15 protein-coding genes are annotated in these 21,914 nt (G+C 76.0%); 7 read left to right on the forward strand and 8 right to left on the reverse strand.

What is annotated here, in order from left to right; all coding sequences use genetic code 11:
- Nucleotides 1-63 precede the first annotated feature (63 nt).
- A complete protein-coding gene (locus tag HDA31_RS05855; RefSeq protein ID WP_178066022.1) occupies nucleotides 64-1,512 on the reverse strand; it encodes an alpha-amylase in 1,449 nt (482 codons plus the stop codon).
- Between the two features lie 312 nt (nucleotides 1,513-1,824).
- Here HDA31_RS05855 and HDA31_RS05860 point away from each other — a divergent pair, with 312 nt between their 5' ends.
- The 4 genes from HDA31_RS05860 to HDA31_RS05875 all read left to right on the forward strand — a co-directional run bounded on the left by HDA31_RS05860 (nucleotide 1,825) and on the right by HDA31_RS05875 (nucleotide 6,918).
- Entirely contained in the window at nucleotides 1,825-3,633 is a 1,809-nt protein-coding gene (locus tag HDA31_RS05860) for a hypothetical protein (protein WP_178066021.1), read from the forward strand.
- Nucleotides 3,630-5,096, forward strand: a complete 1,467-nt coding sequence (locus HDA31_RS05865; protein WP_219824947.1) for an NADH-quinone oxidoreductase subunit NuoF family protein — start codon at nucleotides 3,630-3,632, stop codon at nucleotides 5,094-5,096. The genes HDA31_RS05860 and HDA31_RS05865 overlap by 4 nt, the downstream gene beginning before the upstream one ends.
- 78 nt (nucleotides 5,097-5,174) lie before the next feature.
- The gene (locus tag HDA31_RS05870; RefSeq protein ID WP_178066019.1) at nucleotides 5,175-5,858 is read left to right on the forward strand and encodes a TlpA family protein disulfide reductase; all 684 of its coding nucleotides are present in this window, start codon (nucleotides 5,175-5,177) and stop codon (nucleotides 5,856-5,858) included.
- A 109-nt stretch (nucleotides 5,859-5,967) separates the two neighbouring features.
- Nucleotides 5,968-6,918: a cytochrome c biogenesis CcdA family protein gene (locus HDA31_RS05875; protein WP_178066018.1), complete on the forward strand. Its 951-nt coding sequence runs from the start codon at nucleotides 5,968-5,970 to the stop codon at nucleotides 6,916-6,918.
- On the opposite strand, the gene serS is transcribed toward HDA31_RS05875, so the two are convergent.
- The 5 genes from serS to HDA31_RS05900 all read right to left on the reverse strand — a co-directional run bounded on the left by serS (nucleotide 6,902) and on the right by HDA31_RS05900 (nucleotide 12,666).
- A complete protein-coding gene (gene serS, locus HDA31_RS05880; RefSeq protein WP_178066017.1) occupies nucleotides 6,902-8,188 on the reverse strand; it encodes a serine--tRNA ligase in 1,287 nt (428 codons plus the stop codon). The two genes, HDA31_RS05875 and serS, sit on opposite strands and share 17 nt — an antisense overlap.
- Before the next feature lie 248 nt (nucleotides 8,189-8,436).
- Nucleotides 8,437-9,597 carry a DNA polymerase III subunit beta family protein gene (locus HDA31_RS05885; RefSeq protein ID WP_178067716.1) on the reverse strand — a complete coding sequence of 387 codons (1,161 nt, stop codon included), beginning with the start codon at nucleotides 9,595-9,597 and terminating at the stop codon, nucleotides 8,437-8,439.
- A 131-nt stretch (nucleotides 9,598-9,728) separates the two neighbouring features.
- Entirely contained in the window at nucleotides 9,729-10,907 is a 1,179-nt protein-coding gene (locus HDA31_RS05890; protein ID WP_074474667.1) for a saccharopine dehydrogenase family protein, read from the reverse strand.
- Between the two features lie 101 nt (nucleotides 10,908-11,008).
- Nucleotides 11,009-12,181 carry an alcohol dehydrogenase catalytic domain-containing protein gene (locus HDA31_RS05895; RefSeq protein ID WP_178066016.1) on the reverse strand — a complete coding sequence of 391 codons (1,173 nt, stop codon included), beginning with the start codon at nucleotides 12,179-12,181 and terminating at the stop codon, nucleotides 11,009-11,011.
- Nucleotides 12,178-12,666: a hypothetical protein gene (locus tag HDA31_RS05900; RefSeq protein ID WP_246384076.1), complete on the reverse strand. Its 489-nt coding sequence runs from the start codon at nucleotides 12,664-12,666 to the stop codon at nucleotides 12,178-12,180. Before HDA31_RS05900 ends, HDA31_RS05895 begins: the two co-directional genes overlap by 4 nt.
- Before the next feature lie 211 nt (nucleotides 12,667-12,877).
- On the opposite strand from HDA31_RS05900, the gene HDA31_RS05905 reads away from it, so the two are divergent.
- The 3 genes from HDA31_RS05905 to HDA31_RS05915 all read left to right on the forward strand — a co-directional run bounded on the left by HDA31_RS05905 (nucleotide 12,878) and on the right by HDA31_RS05915 (nucleotide 20,698).
- Nucleotides 12,878-15,718, forward strand: coding sequence for a LuxR family transcriptional regulator (locus HDA31_RS05905; RefSeq protein ID WP_178066015.1), 2,841 nt, complete (start codon nucleotides 12,878-12,880; stop codon nucleotides 15,716-15,718).
- Nucleotides 15,719-15,883: 165 nt separating this feature from the next.
- Nucleotides 15,884-17,680: a hypothetical protein gene (locus HDA31_RS05910; RefSeq protein ID WP_178066014.1), complete on the forward strand. Its 1,797-nt coding sequence runs from the start codon at nucleotides 15,884-15,886 to the stop codon at nucleotides 17,678-17,680.
- 255 nt (nucleotides 17,681-17,935) lie between these two features.
- The gene (locus HDA31_RS05915) at nucleotides 17,936-20,698 is read left to right on the forward strand and encodes a cellulose-binding domain-containing protein (protein ID WP_178066013.1); all 2,763 of its coding nucleotides are present in this window, start codon (nucleotides 17,936-17,938) and stop codon (nucleotides 20,696-20,698) included.
- Between the two features lie 224 nt (nucleotides 20,699-20,922).
- Here the strand turns inward: HDA31_RS05915 and HDA31_RS05920 are convergent, their stop codons facing one another.
- Together HDA31_RS05920 and HDA31_RS05925 are read right to left on the reverse strand one after the other, a co-directional pair.
- Nucleotides 20,923-21,330, reverse strand: coding sequence for a hypothetical protein (locus HDA31_RS05920; protein WP_074474671.1), 408 nt, complete (start codon nucleotides 21,328-21,330; stop codon nucleotides 20,923-20,925).
- Nucleotides 21,331-21,488: 158 nt separating this feature from the next.
- Nucleotides 21,489-21,635, reverse strand: a complete 147-nt coding sequence (locus HDA31_RS05925; protein WP_165878219.1) for a hypothetical protein — start codon at nucleotides 21,633-21,635, stop codon at nucleotides 21,489-21,491.
- Nucleotides 21,636-21,914 lie beyond the last annotated feature (279 nt).

A 21,914-nucleotide genomic window follows, 5' to 3' on the forward strand; every position in this document is an offset into this window, starting at 1 on the left:
GCAGAAAGCGTTAAGAAGGGGCCCTTCCTTGCACCTCGGCGCGCCGTGCGCGGCGCGCTCAGCTCAGCTCAGCTTGGCGGCGGTGTGGATGGCTATCGCGTCGTGGGCCGGGACGTTCGCCGTGAACCAGCCGTTCGCGTCCACCGTGATCACCGGGCCGCTGCACGTGCCGCCCGTGAAGTCGCCGTGGATCACGTCGCAGTACCGGCCGGCGGGCAGCCCCGTGTAGTACGAGCGCCCCGTGACCGCCGCGTCCTCGTCGTTCATCGTGAGGTAGCCCTTGCCGGCGCGGCTGAACGCGATGTGGTTGTTGCCGTTGTCGTACCAGTTGGCGACGCCCGCGCCCTGGGTGGCGTTGGCGAAGCCGACCATGTTGGCGACGACCCGCCAGCGGTGCTCGCACTCCCAGCCCGCGTAGCAGGTGGTGTTCAGGGTCTTGTTGTCGGCGTCGGAGGGCGGGCCGGCGTCCCGGTCGCTGAAGGTGTAGCTGGACATGACCGTGGGGGAGCCGTACGGCCAGGCCAGCATGAAGGCGTTGGCCAGGGCGTAGATGCCCCGGTCGCGGTAGGTGAGCACCCCGCCGACGTCGCGCTGGGTGTCGTGGTTGTCGACGAAGACCGCCGCCGAGCCGCTGGGCAGGTGGCCCCACCCCTCGCCGAAGTTCTTCAGGTACGCGAGCTTCTCGCTGCGGAACACCCGGGCGAGGTCCTTGCCGTAGCGGAACTCGTGCACGTCGCCGTTGCCGGTGTACTCGGTCGGCTGGATCGGCTCGCCCGCGCCGTAGATGACCTCCTGCACGAGGTACGCCGGGCGGGACAGCTTGCCCTTGATGGCGGCGATGTCGGCGGCCGGCATGTGCTTGCTGGCGTCGAGGCGGAACCCGTCGACGCCGAGGGAGAGCAGGTCGTTGAGGTACCCGGCGATCCTCGACCGGACGTAGTCGGACCCGGTGGCGAGGTCCGACAGGTTGACCAGCTCGCAGTTCTGCACCTCGTACCGGTCGTTGTAGTTGGCGATGTCGTCGCCGCCGTTACGCCCGCAGTGGTGGAAATCCTGCGTCTGGTAGATGCCGGGGTAGTCGTAGTGACCGTAGGAGGAGCCGGCCCAGCCGGTGCCCCCGGCGTCCTGGCCGGACATGTGGTTGACGACGGCGTCGACGATCACCTTCACACCGGCGGCGTGGCAGGTGTTCACCATGGACTGGAACTGCGCCCGGGTGCCCTTGCGGGACTCGATGCGGTAGCTGACCGGCTGGTACGCCAGCCACCACTGGTTGCCCCGGACGTGCTCCTGGGGCGGGGAGACCTGCACGTAGCCGTAGCCGGCCGGGCCGAGCACGGTCGTGCACTCGTTGGCCACCGACGGCCAGTTCCACTCGAACAGGTTGGCGATGACCTTCTTCGTGCCGGACGGGGCGGCGGCGGCCGGGGGCGCCGCCACGGCGGTCGGTGCGAGCAGGCCGGCGATCACGCCCAGGGCGAGGACCGCCGAGCGGCATCGGCGTCGATGCATCGGGGACTCCTGACGGGGGTCGGGGGAGGGGGGAGGGTGCGGCGGTCTGGACTGCTGCTTGCCGGCATCTTGCAGTCAGGATTGAAATTTTCGGAAAGGTTACAAGCGCGTTGCGGCGGGTGTCAACGGATGGACGGGCGTCGCTGCGCGGGGCGCCCTACACGCAGCCCACGGCGGAACGGTTCGACGGCACCACGGAAAAAGCCCGGGAAAATTCACGGCCCGGCTGATCCGTTGAACCCGGTGCTCCGTACTCGATGGGGGAGCAGGGTCGGCCGGTGGGGGCGCCGCCGCTACACGATCGAGGAGCAGATGGCTCGGGCACAGCAGAACACCAAGGCCACGACCGTCCGTACCACGAGCAGCAGCCGCGGGGTGCGGACCAGGTCCAAGACCTCCGTCGCGCTGATGGCCGGGTCGGCGCTCGCGATCGTCTGGGCCGGCATCGAGCTGGCCGGCGCCGGCACGGCGATGTACGCCTACGGCTTCTTCTTCACCGAGTTCTTCGCCGGCGTCGTCGCCCTGGTGTCGCTCAGCCTCACCGTGATGATGGGCCTGCTCGCCACCGACCGGCTCGTGCTGCGCATCCCGCACCGGGTGCTCCTCCAGTCGGCGCACCGGGCCACCGGCATCCTCGGCGTCGCCGGGCTGGTGTTCCACGTCATCACCAAGATCGCTATCGGCCGGGCCGGGCCCACCGACGCCCTCGTGCCGTTCATCGGGGGGCGGGGGCTCTACGTCGGGCTCGGCACGGTGGCGTCGTTCCTCATGGTCAGCGTGCTGTGGACCGGCATCATCCGGGCCCGGTTCGTCGGTGTCGGCCCCAAGTGGTTCTGGCGGGGGCTGCACTCGATGGCGTACCTGGCGTGGCCGTTCGCCCTGTTCCACGGTCTGAACGCGGGCCGGCCGGCGGCGTCCTGGGTGACCCTGAGCTACTTCGCCTGCGTGCTGCTCGTGGTGCTGGCGCTGATGGTCCGGCTCTCCGTGCACCTCGGCAAGCGCAGCCGCGAGCAGCACCAGGCCGCCGCCCTGAACAAGGCGATGGCCGGCAAGTCCACCGACGACGGCAAGACGACCACGCTGCTGCTCAGCAAGATCGGCCGCAAGCGCGACGACGCCGAGGAGAAGCGCGACACCCGCGCCGGGCGCGCCCGCGTCGCCGGCGGCTGGGCGGAGACCACCGCCACCACCGGCTCCTGGGCGATGCCGACCGGCACCGCCCGCGGGCGACGCGACCCCGAGCGGTTCACCGTGCCGGTGGTGCCCGAGCCGGGCACCCTGCGCGAGCCGGTACGGCCCACCCGCCGCCGCGACGAGGAACTGGACGCCCCGGCCCGGCGCGGCGAGCGCGAGCTGGAGCCCATCTCCCGACGTACCGCCGAGCCGGCCCCCGACCGGTCGAGCCGGCGGCGGCGCGACGCGGACGCCCCCGTCTCCGCCCCCCGCCGCTCGCGCTCGGAGGAGGACGTCGCCCCGGTCTCCAGTCCCCGCCGCTCCCGCCGCGACGAGGACGTCGCCCCGGTGTCGGGCGGTCGCCGGGCGCGCTACGACGAGGACGTCGCACCCGTGTCCGGTGGCCGGCGCTCCCGCTACGACGAGGACGCGGCCCCGGTGTCGGGCGGTCGCCGGGCGCGCTACGACGACGAGGTCGCCCCCGTGTCGGGCGGCCGGCGCTCCCGCTACGACGAGGACGTCGCCCCGGTGTCGCCCGGCCGGCGCTCGCGCCGCGACGACGACCTCGTCGCCCGCTACTCCTCGCCGCCACAGCGCGCCGAAGAGCCCGAGGAGCCGTGGGACAGCCCGCGCCGCTGGGAGTCCTCGACGCCCGTCTCCGCCGAACCGATCTCCGCGACCCCGCGCAGCGGGTCCGGCCGGCACAGTGTCGACGACGAGCTCCCGGAGGAGCCCGACTACTGGCGGCCCCCGGCCCGGTTCGTCGCCGAGGACCTGCCGCCCATGGACGACACCCCGACCCTGGTCGACCTGGCCTCCCGGCGGGCGCTGCGGGCCGCCGGGGACGGCCGGCCCGGCCGCCGCAAGCGGGACCGGGACCGCGACCGGGCCAACGCCGACGCCGTCGACGGCGCGTACTGGGCCGGGCTGCGGGGTGAGGCGAAGTGATGCGCACGACGGTGCCCCCCGTGGCGTGCGTCGGCGAGCCCCGGCTCACCGCCGGCTTCGCCGAGTTCGGCCGCCTCGACCTGATGGCCCACGAGGAGGTGCACGGCCCCATCGGGCCGATGGAGCCGGCGAACCTGCTCCGGCTCGCCGAGGCCATCCAGCTCAAGGGCAAGGGCGGGGCGGGGTTCCCGTTCGCCCGCAAGCTGCGCGCCGTGCTGGAGTCCTGCGAGCGGCAGGACGCCTCCGCCATCGTCGTGGTCAACGCCACCGAGGGCGAGCCGGCGAGCTGGAAGGACAAGGTGCTGCTCACCCGGGCCCCGCACCTCATCCTCGACGGCGCGGCCCTGGTCGCGTACGCGCTGGACGCCGACGAGATCGTCATCGGCGTCGCCGACGACGACGTGGGCCGGCCGTCGCTGACCGAGGCGCTCCAGGAACGCCGGATGCCGGTGCCCACCAGCATCGTCACCGTGCCGCACCGGTTCATCTCCGGCGAGGGCGGCGCGCTGGTCAACGGCATCAACGGGCTGCCGCACATCCCGCCGGGCACCAAGAAGCGCTCCAGCGACTCCGGCGTCGGCGGCCTGCCCACCCTGCTGTCCAACGCCGAGACGTACGCGCAGCTCGCCGTCGCCGCCCGGCTCGGCCCGTACGAGTACGCGGCGCTCGGCACCGACGACGAACCCGGCACCGTGCTGCTCACGGTGACCGGCTCGGCCAAGCGGCCCGCCGTCGTCGAGTGCGCGGCCGGCACCCCGCTGCGCGACATCCTCGAACTGTGCGAGGTGCCCGACGGGCCGGGCATCCTCATGGGCGGGTACCACGGCAAGTGGATCACCGCCGCGGCCGCGCAGCGGGCCGAGGTGTCCCGCAAGGGCCTCACCGCCGTCGGCGGCACCCTCGGCGCGGGCATCATCGTGCCGCTGGCCCGCGACACCTGCCCCCTCGGCGAGGCCGCCCAGGTGGTCCGCTACCTGGCCGGCGAGTCCGCCGGGCAGTGCGGCCCCTGCAAGATGGGCCTGCCCGACCTGGCCCGCGCCGTCGACCTGGCCGTCTCCGGCAGCGCCCCCGTCGAGATCGTCCGCGCCGCCGCCGGGGACGTGAAGGGCCGCGGCGCGTGCAGCCACCCCGACGGCACCGCCCGGTTCGCCCTCTCCGCCATGGAGGTCTTCGCCGACGACCTGAAGCTGCACACCACGGGCGAGGGGTGCGGCAAGCGGACCAAGGGCGTCATGGGCCTGCCCGGCGCACCCGACGCCGACCCGAGGAAGCTGACCCTGGACTGGTCCCGGTGCGACGGTCACGGGCTCTGCGCCCACGTCGTGCCCGACTTCATCCGGCTCGACGGCAACGGCTACCCCGCCTTCCCCACCACCCCCGTGCCGACCTGGCTGCGGGAGGGCGCCATGAAGGCCGTCAAGGTGTGCCCCGAACTCGCGCTGCGGCTGGTCAAGGCCGAGTAGCGCACCCGGGACCGGCGGAGACCGGAGCGCCGCCGTGGTGCCCCGCCCCGCGCGGCCCGCTACCGAAGGGAGACGCGGATGCGATTGTTCCGCCGGCCGTCGCGCCGCCGGACCGGCCCGGGTGGACGGTCGCCCCGCCGACGGCGGGCCGGCACAGCCGCCGCGCTGGTCGCCGCCCTGTCCGCCGCCCTGCTGGGCGCGGCGTCCTGCGCCGTCGGCCCCCCGGGACCGCCGGTCGACGCGGCCGCCGCCGCGCCCGCCGACGCCGGCGACCCCACGGCGACCCCGGCCGGCACGTCCACCGGCACGTCCACCGGCGCGCCGCCGACGCCGGCCGCCCCGGCCCGGGTGCCGGAGAGCCTCCGGTTCACCGGCACCACCCTCGACGGCAAGCCCTTCGCCGCCGCCGACCTGGCCGGCGGGCCGGTGGTGCTGTGGTTCTGGGCCCCCTGGTGCGCCACCTGCGCCAGCCAGGCGTGGACGGTCGCCGAGATCGCCCCGCAGTACCGTGACCGGGTGCCGATCGTCGGCGTCGCCGGCCTCGGCCAGCGCACGGCGATGCGGGACTTCGTGACCGAGTTCGAGCTGGGCGGCACCCTCCAGCTCGACGACCGGGCCGGCACGCTGTGGCGGCGCTTCGAGGTCGTCGAGCAGAGCACGTTCCTGATCATCGACCGGGACGGGAAGGTGATCCACCAGGGCTTCCTCGACGGGGAGGACCTCACCCGCCGGGTCGCCGCCCTGGCCGCCCAGGCCGGCTGATGGCCGCCCCGCTCCTGCCGCCGGTCGGCCTGGCCGTCCCGCCGCTGGCCGTCCCGCTGCTGACCGCCCCGGCCCTGGCCGTCCCGCTGCTGACCGCCCCGGCCGCCTGATGGACGCCCCGCTGCTGCTGGCGCTGACCGCCGGGATGCTCGGCGCGGTCAACCCGTGCGGGTTCGCGATGCTGCCCGCGTACCTGTCGATCCTGGTGGCCGGGCCCGGCGACGGACGCGGCGCCGTCGGCCGGGCGCTCACCGCCGCCGCCGGCCTCACCTGCGGCTACGTGCTGGTCTTCGGCGCGTTCGGGCTGGCCTTCGCGCCGCTGGCCGGCTGGCTGCGCCCCCGGCTGCCCTGGCTCACCGTCACCCTCGGCGTGGGGCTGGTGCTGCTCGGCTTATGGCTGCTCGCCGGCCGGCGGCTGCCCACCCCGCGCCCGCTGACCCGCGCGCCCCGGCTGACCCGCACGCTGCCGTCGACGGTGCTGTTCGGCGCGGCGTACGCGCTGGCGTCGCTGACCTGCTCCATCGCCCCGTTCCTGGCGATCGTGGCGACCAGCCTCCAGGCCGGCTCGACGCCGCGCGGGCTGGCGCTGTTCGTCGCGTACGCCCTCGGGATGGGCCTCGTGGTGGCCGTGGCCGCCCTCGGCGTGGCGCTGCTGCGCGACCGGGTGGTCGCCCGGCTGCGCGGGACCGGCCGGTGGGTGCCCCGGCTCAGCGGGCTGGTGCTGCTGGCCGCCGGCGGCTACGTCGGCTGGTACGGCTGGTACGAGGTGCGGCTCGCCGAGGGCCGGCACGACGCGTTCGGCGACCCGGTGGTGGTCGCCGCGGCCCGCGTCCAGCAGGCCCTCGTCGGCGCGCTGGACGCGGCCGGACCCGGGCTGCTGGCCGCCGCCCTCGTTGCCCTCGCTGCGCTCGGGGTAAGGAAGGGCCCCCTGTTAACGCATTCTGTAGAGCAGGGGCCCCTTCTTAACGCCTCCGGCAGGGCACGGGGGCGTAACGAAAGCGGCGGGGGCCGGGTTACCCCGACCCCCGCCGACGGTGTGACGGTCAGCGACCCGGCGTGAGCCGGTCGGTGCCCACCCGGTCGCGGAGCACCTCCGGCACCAGCACCGAGCCGTCGGCCTGCTGGAACTGCTCCAGGATCGCCGGGAACAGCCGGCTGGTGGCCAGCGCCGAGCCGTTGAGGGTGTGCACGAAGCGGGTCTGCTTGCCGCCCGCCTCCCGGTACCGGATCGCGGCCCGGCGGGCCTGGTAGTCGCCGGCCCAGGACACCGACGACACCTCCTTGTACTTGCCGGTGCTCGGCATCCACACCTCGATGTCGAGGGTCTTCCTCATCGAGGCGCTGGCGTCGCCGGCCGACAGCAGGCTGGTCTGGTGGTGCAGGCCCAGCCGGGCGACCAGGCCCTCCACGTGGGCGACCATCTGCTCCAGCGCGGCGGCGGCCTGCTCGGGCAGCGTGAACTGGAAGATCTCCACCTTGTTGAACTGGTGGCCCCGCACGGTGCCGCGCTCGTCGGAGTGCGAACCGGCCGCCTCCCGCCGGTAGCACGGGGTGTACGCGAACCGCTTCAGCGGCAGGGTCGCCGTGTCCAGGATCTCGTCCTGGTAGGCCCCCAGGATCGCCGTCTCCGCCGTGGGCAGCAGGAACTGCCCGCGCGGGGCGGACTCCCGGTCGAGGTGGTAGACGTCGTCGTAGAACTTGGGGAACTGGCCGGCGGCGAAGCCGGCGGTGTCCAGCAGCAGGTGCGGCGGGAGCAGGAAGTCGTAGCCGGCCGCGACGTTCTGGTCGATCAACCAGTTGAGCAGCGCCCACTCCAGCCGGGCCCCCACGCCCGTGTACATCCAGAAGCCGGAGCCGCCGAGCTTGACGCCCCGCTCGTGGTCGACCAGGCCCAGCAGGCGGCTCAGCTCGACGTGGTCCCGCACCTTCTCGATCGCCGGCGGCTCGCCGAACGTGCGGACGACCCGGTTGGCCTCCTTGCCGCCGGGGACGACGTCGTCGGCGGGCAGGTTCGGCAGCTCGCTCATCCGCTCGCGCAGCCGGGACTGCACCTCGTCGAGCTGGGACTCCAACTCGGCGAGCTGCTTGCGCTCGGCCTCCGGGGCGACGCTCTCCGGCGCGGTGCCGGCCCGCTTCGCCGCCGCGTACGCCCGCGCCTCCGCCTTGCGGCGCTGCCGCTCGGCGTCGATCTCCGTGATGAGGGCGCGGCGCTCCTGGTCGAGCCGCTGGATCTCGTCCAGCGCCCGGTTGACCTCGGCGGGATCCAGTCGCTTCGCCAGCGCGGTCGCCACCGCCTCGCGATCCTTCCGGATCAACTCCATGTCGAGCATGCGCTCCGTACGCCTCCGTCCGGGAATCTCAGGTGGGAACCCACCGATGCTACCGTCGTCGCCTCCCCCGCCCGGCCCCGGCCGTGAGCCCACCGGCCGGGGCCGTCGCGCCGCGATGCGGTCTCGCCATGTCGGCGACATCGCGGGGTCCCCTGGTGTGGGAAGCCGCGATGTCGCCGACATGGCGCGCCGGCACCGACGCGGCGCGGCCCCGCGCGGCACCGACGCGGCGCGGGCGCGGCGTCGGCTCAGAGCCGGATCGGCATCAGGATCGAGTACGCGTCCGCGTCGTCCGGGCGGCGCACCGCCAGCGGGCTGATCGGCCCGTCCAGCTCCAGCAGGAGCTGCCCCCGGTCGCCCGCGTCGAGGGCGTCGAGCAGGTAGCGCCCGTTGACGCCGAGCCGCACCGCGTCCGGCGCGGCGTCGGCCGGCGCGGCGTCGTCGAGGACCCGCAGGCTGCCCGCGTCGTCCAGGCCCAGCACGGTCACCGGCACGTCGACGCCCTCGTGCCGCAGCACCCGCGCCGGCGGGCGGCCGGCGACCTGCGCGCGCAGCGCCGGCACGTCCACCGTGACCCGGTACGCGGGCACGCGCGTGCCCAGCAGCCGCTGGTAGTCGGGGAACTCGTCGGGCAGGGCGGCCCCGCCGACCTCCCGGCCGGCGACGGTGACGGTGAGGCCGTCGCCGTCCAGCCGCAGGTGGGCGTCGCCCCCGCCGACGCCGCCCAGCGGTGCGCGGACGCCGTCGCCGGTGCCGCCCGGCAGTGCGCCCACGTCGCCGGTGCCGCCCAGCGGCGCGCGCCCGTCGCCGGTGCCGCCCAGCAGCTCGCGGACGGCGTCGACCAGGGCCACCGGGGCGAGCAGCCGCCGGGTGGGCCCGTCGACCGTGCCGGGGACCCGGGCCACCGCCATCCGGTGCCGGTCGGTGGCCACCAGGCGTACGCCGTCGGCGGCGACGTCGAACAGGACGCCGGAGAGCACCGGCAGCTCCGGGTCGGTGCCGACCGCGAAGCGGACCGCGTCGATCGCGGCGGCGAGGTCGGCGCGGGACAGGACGAGACGGGTGGTCATGGGTTGCTCCTCGTGGTCGATCAGGGCTCGGACCCGGGAGAGCTCGCGGCGGGCGTCGGTGAGGCCGTCCTCCAGCCGGCGCAGGTGCGCGTCGAGCAGCCGGCCCACCACGGCCGGCTCGGCCCGGTGCCGTACGGCGGCGGCGATCTCCGCCAGCGGCATCCCGACCCGGCGCAGCCCGGCCACCAGCCGGGCCGGCACGACCTGCTCGTCGGCGTACCAGCGGTAACCGGTCACCGGGTCGACCAGCGCCGGCACCAGCACCCCGGAGCGGTCGTAGAACCGCAGGGCGCTGACGGTCAGGCCGCTGGCGCGGGCCAGCTCGCCGATGCTGCGCAGTTCGCTCTCCACGCCGAGGATCCTGTGCCCTCCACCAGGTCGAGGGTCAAGCCGCGCCCACGCCGCTCGTCGGGCGGCGATGTTTGCAGGGGACCCTTCCTATACCGAAAGCGTTAACAGGGGGCCCCTCCTTACACCTCCAGCGTGCGGAAGGCGATGCCGGCGGCGGTGAGGCGGCGCAGCAGCGCGTCGCCCATCGCGGTCACCGGGGTCACCTGGCCCGCGACCGGCGGCAGGCCGTCGTCGAGGGCCAGGCAGAGGGCGGACTCGCCGAGCATCTTCGCCGTCTCGTCGTACCCGGGGTCGCCGCCGGCCACCTCGGTCACTACCCGCCGGTCCCCGGCGGAGCCGACGAAGCGCACGCGGAACCACGACTTCGCCCGCTGCTCGGCGCTGGGCCCCTGCCCGGAGGCGAGCCGGCCGAGCAGCCAGCGCCGGGCCGGGGGCACCTTCACCAGCCCGGTCAGCCCGGCGAGCCCGACCGCGCCGACGACGATCGTGGGCAGCCGCCGCACGGCGGCGAAGTGCCGGTAGCGGAAGTCCGGCCCGTACTCCGGCCGGGCCGCGGCCGACCGGCGGACCACCTGCGGGTCGATGGTCGGCAGCGGCACCGCCCACATGCCCAGCTCCGCCGACCGGCCGACCCTGCCGGCCACCGCCCGGACCCGGCGGCCCGGCGGGCGCGGCTCGACGGCCCGCCGCTCCCGCGCCGCCCGGCCCGCCTCGGCGGCCCGGGAGAACGCGGTGAGCGCCGAATGGTACGTGCCGGCGGAGAACCGGCCGCCCGCCCGGACGAACCCGTCGACGGTGACCGGCCCGTCGGCCGGCAGTTGCGTGACCGTGTACCAGACGCCCAGGTCGTGCGGGACCGAGTCGAAGCCGCAGGCGTGCACGAGGCGGGCCCCGGTGCGGACCGCCTCGGCGTGGTGCCGCACGTACGTGGTGTCGACGAACTCCGGCTCGCCGGTGATGTCGACGTAGTCGGTGCCGGCCCGCGCGCACGCGGCGACCAGCGGCTCCCCGTGCCGCACGTACGGCCCGACGGTGCTGGCCACCACGCGGGCGTCCCCGGCGACCCGGCGCAGCGACTCCGGGTCGCCGGCGTCGGCGGTGAGCAGCGGCAGCCCGGCCAGGGCCGGGTCGATGCCGGCGAGCCGGTCCCGGACGGCCGACAGCTTGGCCGGGTTACGTCCGGCCAGCGCCCAGCGCAGCCCCGGCGGCGCGTGCCGGGCGAGGTACTCGGCGGTGAGCCCGCCGGTGAACCCGGTCGCCCCGAACAGCACGACGTCGTACGCCCGATCCTCACGCATCCCGCGAGTCTGCCACCGTCGGCGAGCCCCCGGCACGACGACGGCCGCGCAGAGCGGTCAGGCCGCGCAGAGCGCGCAGAGCGGCAGGCCGCGCAGAGCGCTCAGGGCGTGAAGACCGTGCGCAGGCAGCCGTCGGCGCGGGTGCGGAACAGGTCGTAGCCGAGCGCGCCCTGCTCCAGGGGCAGGTGGTGGGTGGCCAGGTGCCCCGTGTGGATCTCGCCGCGCGCCATCCGGTCCAGCAGCATCGGGATCCAGCGCTGCCCGTGCTGCCGGGCGGCGCGCACGGTCAGCCCCTTCTGCATCACCGCGCCGAGCGGGAACGTGTCGACGAACCCGGTGAACGTGCCGAGCACCACCACCGTGCCGCCCTTGCGGCAGGCGTGCACCGCCTCGCGTACCGCGATGGGCCGGTCGGCGGCGGCGCCGGGCCACGCGGCGGCGAACCGCTCGGCCAGCGACCGGGGCTCGACGCCGTCCCACGCCATGCCGACGGCCTCCACGCACACGTCGGGGCCCCGCCCGCCGCTGCGTTCCCGCAGCTCGGCCGGGACGTCGACGCTCAGGTAGTCGAGGGTCTCCGCGCCGACGTGCCGCTGCGCCAGGCTCAGCCGCTGCGGGTAGCGGTCGATCACCACCACCCGGTCCGCGCCGCGCAGCAGCGCCGCCTGCGCGGCCATCTGGCCCACCGCGCCCGCGCCCCAGACCGCCACCACGTCGCCCGAGGACACCTCGCCCAGCTCGGCGGCGAGCCAGCCGGCCGGCACCGCGTCCGAGGCGAAGACCGCCCGGTCGTCGTCCACCGGCTCCGGCACCGGGAACGCCCCGACGTCGGCGTACGGCACCCGGACGTACTCGGCGTGACTGCCGGCGAAGCCCCCGGCCGACCGGGGCTGGCCGAAGCAGCCGCCGGTGGGCTGCCCCCACGCCGCCTCGGCGGCCGCCGGCCCGGTGCTGCCGTTGTCGCAGCAGGCGAAGAGGCCCTGCCGGCAGTACCAGCAGTTGCCGCAGGCCACGGCCGCGCAGACCACCACCCGGTCGCCGATGCGGTGCCGCCGCACCCCGGGGCCGACCTCCACCACGTCGCCGAGGAACTCGTGGCCGAGCACGTCGCCGACGGACAGCGCCGCCGCCCGCCCGGCGAGCAGCGGCAGGTCCGCCCCGCAGGTGGCGCTGCGCCGCACCCGGACGATGGCGTCGGCGGAGTTGCGCAGCTCGGGGTCGGGCACCTGGCGCACCGCCAGGCCGTCCGCGCCGAGCCAGCACAGCGCCCTCATCCGGGCCCCGCCGGGTCGCCGCCGGGTCCCGCCGGGCCGACCGGTCGGGGTCCCTCCACCGGGGAACGGTCCGCGCGCAGCAGCTCACCGGTCTCGGCGAGCTGCTTGGCCTGGCGCAGCGCCTCGCGGACCAGCGGCGCGGGGTCGCCGCCGACGAGGTGGGCGGCCATCCCGGTGACCGGCACGCCGCGCACCGGTCGGGCCGCCAGCTCGGTGCCGCGCCCGCCGGGCGCGGGCCCCTGCGCCACCTCCACCGCGCCGTCGAGCCGGCGCAGCGGCTCCGGCCACCGGCCGCCGGGCAGCACCCGCTCCGGCGGCCGGTCGATCGTGACCACCTGCCAGCCGTCGCGCGGGCCGGCCTCGCGCGGGCGGCCGCCCCGAAACGGCGCGCGCAGCACCCGCGCCACCGTCACCCCGGCGACCGCACCGGCCACCACCCCGGCGGTACGGGCCAGCGCCCGACCGCCCCGCCTGCCCCGTCCCATCCGTCCCACCCGCCTCTCCACTGCGGCCGCCGACGGGCTCGCCCCGCCGGTCCGCCGTCGGCACGGCGGGACCCGCGCGGCCGACGGCCGGTGCCCCCAGCCTCGGCGGCGGCCGGGTGAACCGGGATCCCCCCGAAGGGGTGAACCGGCCGGGGCCGGGTAACCGCCCGCCGCACGAGCCGGGGAGGGACGCGTGGCGTGGGGGTGCCGCATGACGCAGCACGAGGTGGACGGCGCGACCGTGGCTGCCGACCCCGGGCCGGTGGGGCCGCTGCTGGCGTCCCGGCTCACGCCGGCCCCGCTGCCCGAGCCGGTGCTGGTCCGGCCCCGCCTGCTGCGCCGGCTGGACGAGGGCGTCGCCGGGGCGCTCACCCTGGTCACCGCTCCCGCCGGCTGGGGCAAGACCACCCTGCTCGGGTCCTGGGCCCGCAGCGTCGAGCCCGCCCCGGCGTGGGTGTCGGTCGAGGCGGGCGACCCGGGCGCGCGGCTGTGGGCGTACCTGACGGCCGCCCTGCACCCGCACGCGCCCGCCGGTGACCCGGCCCGGCCCGACCGGCTGGAGCTGCTGGCCGCCGCGCTGGCCGCCCGGGACCGCCCGGTGCTGCTGGTCCTCGACGACGTGCACCGGGTCGCCGACCCGGCGGCGCTGACCGGCCTGGAGTTCCTGCTCCGCCACGCCGGGGGGCGGCTGCGGGTGGTGGCCGGGGCCCGCACCGACCCGCCGGCGGGGCTGCACCGGCTGCGGCTCGCCGGTGAGCTGACCACGGTGGGCCCCGCCGAGCTGGCCTTCACCGACGACGAGGTGGCCGACCTGCTCGTCGCGCACGGCGTGCTCCTGCCGGCCGCGGCGGTGCCCCGGCTGCGCGCGCGTACCGGCGGCTGGGCGGCCGGGCTGCGGCTGGCCGCGCTGGCCGCGCGGGACCGGCCGGACCCGGTGCGCTGGCTGGAGCAGTTCGGCGGCGACGAGCCGGACGTGGCCGGCTACCTGCGCGCGGAGGTGCTCGACCCGCTCGACGCTGCGGCCCGGGACGCGCTGCGCCGCAGCACGGTGGCCGACGCCGTCAGCGCCGACCTGGTCGACGCGTTGACCGGCCGCTCCGACGCCGGGCGGGCGCTGACCGCGCTGGCCGCGGCCGGCGGCTTCGTGGACCGCGACGACAGCCGGCCGCCCTGGTACCGCTGCCATCCGCTGCTGGCCGACCTGCTCCGCGCCGAGCTGGGCGAGCTGACCGACGAGGAGCGCCGGGACCTGCACCGGCGGGCGGCCGACTGGTACGCCGGGCACGCCCGCCCCGCCGAGGCGCTGCGGCACGCCCTCGCCGCCGGGCGCTGGGACGCGGCCACCGAGCTGCTGGTCACCGGCTGGCCGGACCTCGTGCCGTACGACCGTGAGGGCGCGGGCGGGCCCGTCCCCGCCGCGCCCCCGGAGGCCGCCGTCCGGCGGGACCCCGAGCTGGCGCTGGCCGCCGCCGCCGAGCGGGCCCACGCGGGCGACGCCGACGCCGCCGCCGCGCAGCTGCGCCGGGCCGCCGGGCACGCGCGGTCGCTGCCCGTGCCGCGCCGGGACCGGTTCCGTCGGCTGGCCGTCGCCCTGGAGGTCACCCTCGCCCGGTTGGCCGGCGACCACGACGAGGTACGCCGGGCGGCGGCGCGCCTGCTCGCCACGCGTACCCCCGAGGGGTCGGCGGGCGACCCGCGCACCGGCGCCGCCGACGACGCCGACGTGCGGGCGACGGCCGGGGCGGCCCTCGGCCTGGTGGCGCTCTCCGGCGGCGACCTGCGGGGCGCGGCGGCCGAATTCGACGCCGCGCTCGCGGCGGCGCGGGCGGCCGGTCGGGCGCGCACCGCGCTGCTCTGCGCGAGCCGCTCCGCCCTGCTGCACGCGGCCCTCGGCGAGCTGCGGGCCGCCGAGCGGGCCGCCGGGGAGGCCCTGGCGATGCCGCCCGGTCAGGGCTGGTCCTGCCGCACCGACTGCGCGTACGCCCACCTGGCGCTGGCCGTCGTCGCGCTGCACCGGGACCGGCCCGACGACGCGGAGGCGCACCTGGCGCTGGCCGGCCCGGCCGCCGACGAGCCGGCGGCGGCGGCGCTCGCCGCGCTGTGCCGGGCGACGCTGCTGCGCGACCGGGGCGACCCGGCCGCCGGCCGACGCCTGCTGGCGGCGGCCCGGGACGCCCTCGCCCCACCGACGACCGGCGACGGCCCCGCGCCCGCGCCCACCGCCGACCGGTCCGGGCCCGCGCCCGCCGATGGCCGGTCCGGGTCCGTGCTGGTCGTCGACCGGTCCGGGCCCGCTTGGGTCGCCGGCCGGTCCGCGTCTGCGTCGGCCGGGCGGGGCGGTGGCGCGGGGGAGCTGGCGGCCTGGCTGCTGGCCGCCGAGGCGGACCTGCGGTCCGCCCACGGCGACGCCGACGCCGCCCGGGAGCTGCTGGCCGGCGCGCCGGGCCGGCCGGACGGCCCGGCCGGGGCGGCCGCCGTGGCCCTGGCCCGGGTCGAGCTGCGCGCCGGCGACCCGGCCGCCGCCGCCCGCGCCCTGCCGCGCTGGGACGGCCCGGACGCCGCCGCCTGGCCGCTGCCGGTGCGCCTCGACGCCGGCCTGCTCGACGCGGCGCTCGCCGCGCGGGCCGGGGACGCCCGACGGGCCGGGCGGACGCTGGAGCGGGTCCTGGAGCTGGCGGCCGACGAGGGGTTCCGCCGGCCGTTCACCCGGGCCGAGCCCGGGGTGCGGGACCTGCTCGCGGCGCACCTCGACTCCGGCACGGCCCACTGGCCGACGGTGAGCGACCTGGTCCGGGCGGCACAGGAGCCGCCCGCGCGGCCGGGCCCCGCGCCGGGTCCCGCGTCGGACCGGGCGCTCGACGAGCCGCTCACCGAGCGGGAGCTGACCATCCTGCGCTACCTGCAGAGCATCCTGTCCAACGTGGAGATCGCCGCCGAGCTGTCCCTGTCGGTGAACACCGTCAAGACGCACGTGCGCAACATCTACCGCAAGCTGGACGCCACCCGCCGCCGGGAGGCCGTCCGTCGTGCCCGGGAGCTGCGCCTGATCTGACGGCCCGCCCGTGCCGCTCCCCGGGCCGCGCGGTTAGGAAGGGGCCCTTCCTATGCAGAAAGCGTTAACAAGGGGCCCCGCCTTGCAGTGATGATGGTCGACAAGACGGCGGGCGGTCCGGCACGATCTGGGGCGGCGTTGACCGTCGGGAGCGGGGAGCAGGCGATGGGTGAGGTTGGCGAGGCGGCACCGGTCGACGTCACCGGGCCGCCGGCGGCCGTCGGTCGGGGGCGGGCGGTGGCCGGACGGCTCGCCCGGTTCGCCCGGCACGAGTGGACCCTCGCGGTGCTCGGGTCGCTGCTGCTGGCCGTGGTGCTGACCTGGCCGACGGCGCGCGACCTGACCGGCACCATCCCGCAGGACGTCGGCGACCCGACGTTGCAGGCGTGGCAGGTCGCCTGGGGCGGGCACGCGGTGCTCACCAACCCGACGCAGCTCTGGCACTCGAACACGTTCTGGCCGGAGCCGTACACGTACGCGTACTCGGACACGCTGCTCGGCTACGCCCCGTTCGGCTTCTTCGGCGAGGGGCCGGTCGCCGCCGTGGCCCGCTACAACCTGCTGTACGTGCTGGTGCACGCGCTCGCCTTCGTCGGCGCGTACGCGCTGTCGCGGCAGCTCGGCGCGGGCCGGGCGGGCGCGGCGGTGGCCGGGGCGTCCTTCGCGTACGCGCCGTGGAAGCTGGCCCAGGCCGGGCACCTGCACGTGCTCAGCATCGGCGGGATCGCCCTGGCGCTGGCCATGCTGGCCCGGGGCCACGGCTGGTCGCTGCGGCACGGCTACCGCCCCGAGCGGGCGCGCCCCGGCTGGGCGGTGGCCGGCTGGGCGGTCGCCGCCTGGCAGGTCAGCCTCGGCTTCGGCATCGGCCTGCCCTTCGCGTACGCGCTGGCGCTGCTCTGCCTCGGCGCGGCCGGCGGGTACGGCTGGTTGTGGTGGCGGCGTCGGCGGCGGCCGGCGTTCGGCCGCCGGCTGCTGGTGGCGGACCTGGCCGGCGGCGTGTTCTTCGCCGGGGTGACCCTGCTGATGGCCGCGCCCTACTTCGAGGTGGTGGCCCGGCACCCGGACGGCCGGCGCACGGTCGAGCAGATCGCGATGTTCTCCCCGCCGCTGCGCGGTTTCCTCACCGCGCCGCCGGAGTCGTGGCTGTGGGGGGAGCGGCACGAGACGGCGCGGGCCTCGCTGACCTTCGCCGGGGAAATGACGCTGCTGCCCGGGATGGTGCTGATCGGGCTCGCCGCCGCCGGGCTGTTCGTGTCGGCCTGGCGGGTGCGGCACCGGGTGGCGCTGGCCGTCGGGGCGCTGGTGACCGTGGCGCTGGCCGCCGGCACCACGCTCGGCGGGGACGGCGACCCGGGGTACGTCACGCTGGTGGAGCACGTGCCGGGCTGGGACGGGGTCCGCACCCCGGGCCGGCTGGTGCTGTGGACGACGCTGCTGCTGGGCGTGCTGGCCGCCGGGGCGCTGACCGTGGGCGACACCGATTCGGAGCCGGGCGCGGAGGAGGCGGGGCGGCCGGGCGGCGGGTGGCGGCGCTGGGGGCGGCTGGTGCTGGTGCTGCCGGTGCTGCTGGTGCTCGCCGAGGGCGTCAACCGGACGCCGCACGTGCCGGCCCCGGTCGCGCCGGCGGCGATGCACGGGCTGCGCGGCCCGGCGCTGGTGCTGCCGAGCGACGGCATCCGGGAGTTCCACGTGATGCTCTGGTCCACCGACGGCTTCCCGAAGATCGTCAACGGGCTGGCGTCGTTCGTCCCGGCCAAGCAGCAGGAGATCCGGGCGGCGAGCGCGGGCTTCCCGGACGCCGCGTCGGTGGCGTACCTGCGGGGCGTCGGGGTGCGCACGGTGGTGGTGCTGCCGGCCTACACGGCGGGCACCCCGTGGCAGGGCGCGGAGACCCGGCCGGTGGACGGGCTGGGCGTGCGGCGCGAGGCCGTGGGCGACGGGTACGTCTACCACCTCGACTGAGACTGGTACGTCTACCACCTCGACTGATCGGCCGTCGCCGTCCCGCCGGCCGGGCGAGTTTGTTTGGAGTGCTTCCTAACTCGGCCCGGTAGAGGTTACCGTGAATGCCTTCCTCGGCAGCGGGAGCCGCGCGCGCCGGTGGGAAGCCCGGGCAGGCTTCCCGCGCCCCGACGTCGGGCCTGGGCACGGTCGTCCGTCGACCGCCGACGTCGTGCTCGTCCCACCATCACGGGCATCCCCGAGAGGAAACCGCAGATGCGGAGAGGTCTTGTCGGCGCGGTCACCACCGTGCTGGCCGCCGCCACGGCAGTCGTGGCCGTTCAGTTCACCGTCGCCCCGTCCACCGAGGCGGTCGCGGCCGCCTCGGAGCCGTACTCCTTCAAGAACGTACGTATCGACGGTGGCGGCTTCGTCCCCGGCGTCGTCTTCAACCCCACCGAGAAGAACCTGATCTACGCCCGCACCGACATCGGCGGCCTGTACCGCTGGGAGCAGGCCAGCCAGTCCTGGACGCCGCTGCTGGACTGGGTCGGCGCGGACAAGTGGGGCTACAACGGCGTGGTCAGCGTCGCCACCGACCCGGTGCAGACCAACCGGGTGTACGCCGCCGTCGGCATGTACACCAACGACTGGGACCCGAACAACGGCGCGATCCTGCGCTCGTCGGACAAGGGCGCGACCTGGCAGGCCACCGAGCTGCCGTTCAAGAACGGCGGCAACATGCCCGGCCGGGGCATGGGTGAGCGCCTCGCCGTCGACCCGAACAAGAACAGCACGATCTACTACGGCGCCGAGGGCGGCAACGGCCTGTGGCGCAGCACCGACTACGGCGCGACCTGGGCCAAGGTCGCCAACTTCCCCAACGTCGGCAACTACAAGGCCGACCCGAACGACACCACCGGCTACCAGAGCCAGAACCAGGGCCTGACCTGGGTCTCGTTCGACAAGAGCACGGGCACGGCCGGCAACGCCACCCAGACGATCTACGTCGGCGTGGCCGACAAGGCCAACCCGGTCTACCGCAGCACCAACGGCGGCGCCACCTGGGAGCGGATCCCCGGCCAGCCGACCGGCTACCTCGCCCACAAGGGCGTCGTGGACCCGGTGGGCGGCTACCTCTACATCGCCACCAGCGACACCGGCGGCCCGTACGACGGGGCCAAGGGCGACGTGTGGAAGTTCAACCGGGCCACCGGCGCGTGGACGCAGATCAGCCCGATCCCGTCGTCCAGCTCCGACGCGTACTTCGGCTACTCCGGCCTGACCATCGACCGGCAGAAGCCGAACACCCTGATGGTGGCCACCCAGATCTCCTGGTGGCCGGACGCGATCTTCTGGCGCAGCACCGACGGGGGCGCGACCTGGTCCCGGATCTGGGAGTTCACCAGCTACCCGGAGCGCAGCAAGAAGTACACCATGGACATCTCCTCGGTGCCGTGGCTGACCTTCGGCACCAACCCGGCCCCGCCGGAGGAGACGCCGAAGCTGGGCTGGATGAACGAGTCGGTCGAGATCGACCCGCACGACTCCAACCGGTTCATGTACGGCACCGGCGCGACCATCTACGGCAGCACCGACCTGACCAAGTGGGACACCGGCGGCCAGCTCACCATCAAGCCGATGGTCAAGGGCCTGGAGGAGACCGCCGTGCTCGACCTGATCAGCCCGCCCACCGGGGCCCCGCTGGTCAGCGCGCTCGGTGACCTCGGCGGCTTCCGGCACACCGACCTCGACGCGGTGCCGGCGAAGATCTTCAGCCAGCCGGTCTTCACCAGCACCACCAGCATCGACTACGCCGAGACCAACCCGGCGACGATGGTGCGGGCCGGCAACTTCACCGACGCCGACCGCCCCAACGACAGCCATGTCGCGTTCTCCACCGACGGCGGGGCCAACTGGTTCCAGGGCAGCGAGCCGGGCGGGATCAACAACGGCGGCACCGTCGCCGCGTCCGCCGACGGCAGCCAGTTCGTCTGGTCGCCGGGCGACGCCGGCCAGCAGGTCGTCCGCTCGGTGGGCTTCGGCAACTCGTGGACCGCGGCGACCGGGATCCCGGCCAACGCCGTCGTCGAGTCCGACCGGGTCAACAAGAACAAGTTCTACGGCTTCTCCGGCGGCAGGTTCTACGTCAGCACCAACGGCGGGGCGAGCTTCACCGCGTCGGCGGCCACCGGGCTGCCGAGCACCGGGAACGTGAAGTTCAAGGCGGTGCCCGGCAAGGAGGGCGACATCTGGCTGGCCGGCGAGGGCGGGCTGTGGCGCTCGACCGACTCCGGGGCCACCTTCGTCAAGCAGGCCGGCGTGTCGTCGGCGGTGAACGTGGGCTTCGGCAAGGCGGCCCCCGGGCAGACGTACCCGGCGCTGTTCGTCTTCGGCACCGTCGACGGGCAGGCCGGCCTGTTCCGGTCGGACAACACCGGCGCGGCCTGGGTCCGGATCAACGACGACAAGCACCAGTACGGCAACGCGGGCGAGGCGCTGACCGGCGACCCGCGCGTCTACGGGCGGGCCTACCTGGGCACCAACGGGCGGGGCATCATCGTCGCCGACCGGCTCGGCGGGGCGACCACCCCGCCGGCGACGACGCCCCCGGTCACGACCCCGCCGGCGACCACCCCGCCCGCGACGACCCCGCCGGCCACCACGCCCCCGGCCACCACGCCTCCGGTCACGACGCCTCCGGCGACCCCGACGGGCACGCCCGTTCCGGCCGGGGCCTGCTCGGCGACGTACAAGGTGACGACCTCCTGGTCCGGCGGCTTCCAGGGGGAGGTGACCGTGAAGAACAACAGCGGCTCGCCGAAGAGCTTCTGGGGAGTGGTCTGGAACTTCCCCGGCGGCCAGCAGATCACCCAGCTCTGGGGCGGCACCTACACCCAGACCGGGGCGCAGGTCGTGGTGCGGGACGCGGGCTGGAACGGGGCGCTGCCGGTCGGCGGCAGCACCACCTTCGGCTTCGTCGCCAGCGGGACCGGGGCCAACTCGACCCCGGCGATCCTGACCTGCACGGCCAACTGACCGCACACTGACCGCCCCGCGCGGTCCCGACACGCCGGGCCGGCCTCCCCGCACGGAGGCCGGCCCGGTTCGTGTCTCGAAGGGGCCCGGACGGTTGCCGGCCCCGCGTGCTCGCCGGGCCTCGGGCGCTCCTCGGCGGACCGGCGGCGACGGTCGGCCGGGGGCCAGCCGCCCGGGACTCGGCCGGGCAGGGGTCGGCCGTCCAGGACCCGGCCGGACAGGGGTCAGCCGTCCAGGCCGACCGGGGAGTTGGGCCGGTCGACGTCGACGAACTCGATCTCCTCGACGTCGCGCTCGCCCCGCCGCCCGGCGGCCCGCGCCGCCGAACCGGCGGCCCAGCCGATCGCCGCCCCGGCCAGCGCGGCCCCGACCAGCAGCGCCCAGGGCAGGGCGGGCCGGCGACCGGCGAGCGCGTCGAAGGCCCGCACCGCCCGGCGGCGCGCCTCGTCGGCCGCGGAGCCGACCAGGTCGCCCGCGTCGTCGGCGAGGCCCGAGCCGCTGCGCCGGGCGGAGCGGGCGGTGTCGCGCACGCTGTCCCCGGCGGAGACGACGGCGGAGGCCAGGTGCTGCCAGGCCTGGTCCGCGATCCGCTCCGGCTTGCTGCGGCGCTCCAGCAGGTTGGTTCCGAACATCGTGCTACCTCCTCGGGTGCCGAAGCTTGCGGCCACTTCGGACTGCGGCGTGGGACCGGTGGGCGGCCGACGCGCCGGGCACTGTCCCGGCGCGGTCCGCCCACCGGGGCAGTGCCCCGCCCGACGCCGCCGCAAACCCCGGCGCGTCGGCCGTGCCCTCAGCGTACGGACACCACCGCCGCGCCCCGGGCGAAGTCGTCGTCGTCATCGTCATCGTCGTCGTCCCCGGCGCCGCCGAAGCCGCAGGCCAGCATGAGTGCGAGCAGCGCGCCGACGCCGGCCAGGCCGGCCAGTCTCCGGATCATGGGGGTGGTCCCTTCCGTGCTACGGGTGTGGATGCCGCCGATGCTAGGCGGGGCGGGCAACGGCGGCGGGTCCGGCCGGTGACGGAAGGTGGTCACACGCCCGGGGTGCGGGGTGCGCGCAAAGGTCGGGGGAGACCGCTACCCTGGGTCGGCGACACCGGCCCCGGGCCGGTCGTCCGGCAAACAGGATCTGAAAAGTCCGGATAAGGGCAGCGTGTTTTGCCCTGATCCACGAATTGCTCATCCCGAGGGGTGGCGACCGAGGCCATCGGAGGAATA

The sequence above is a fragment of the Micromonospora carbonacea genome (assembly GCF_014205165.1).
GTDB classification, from domain to species: Bacteria; Actinomycetota; Actinomycetes; order Mycobacteriales; family Micromonosporaceae; genus Micromonospora; species Micromonospora carbonacea.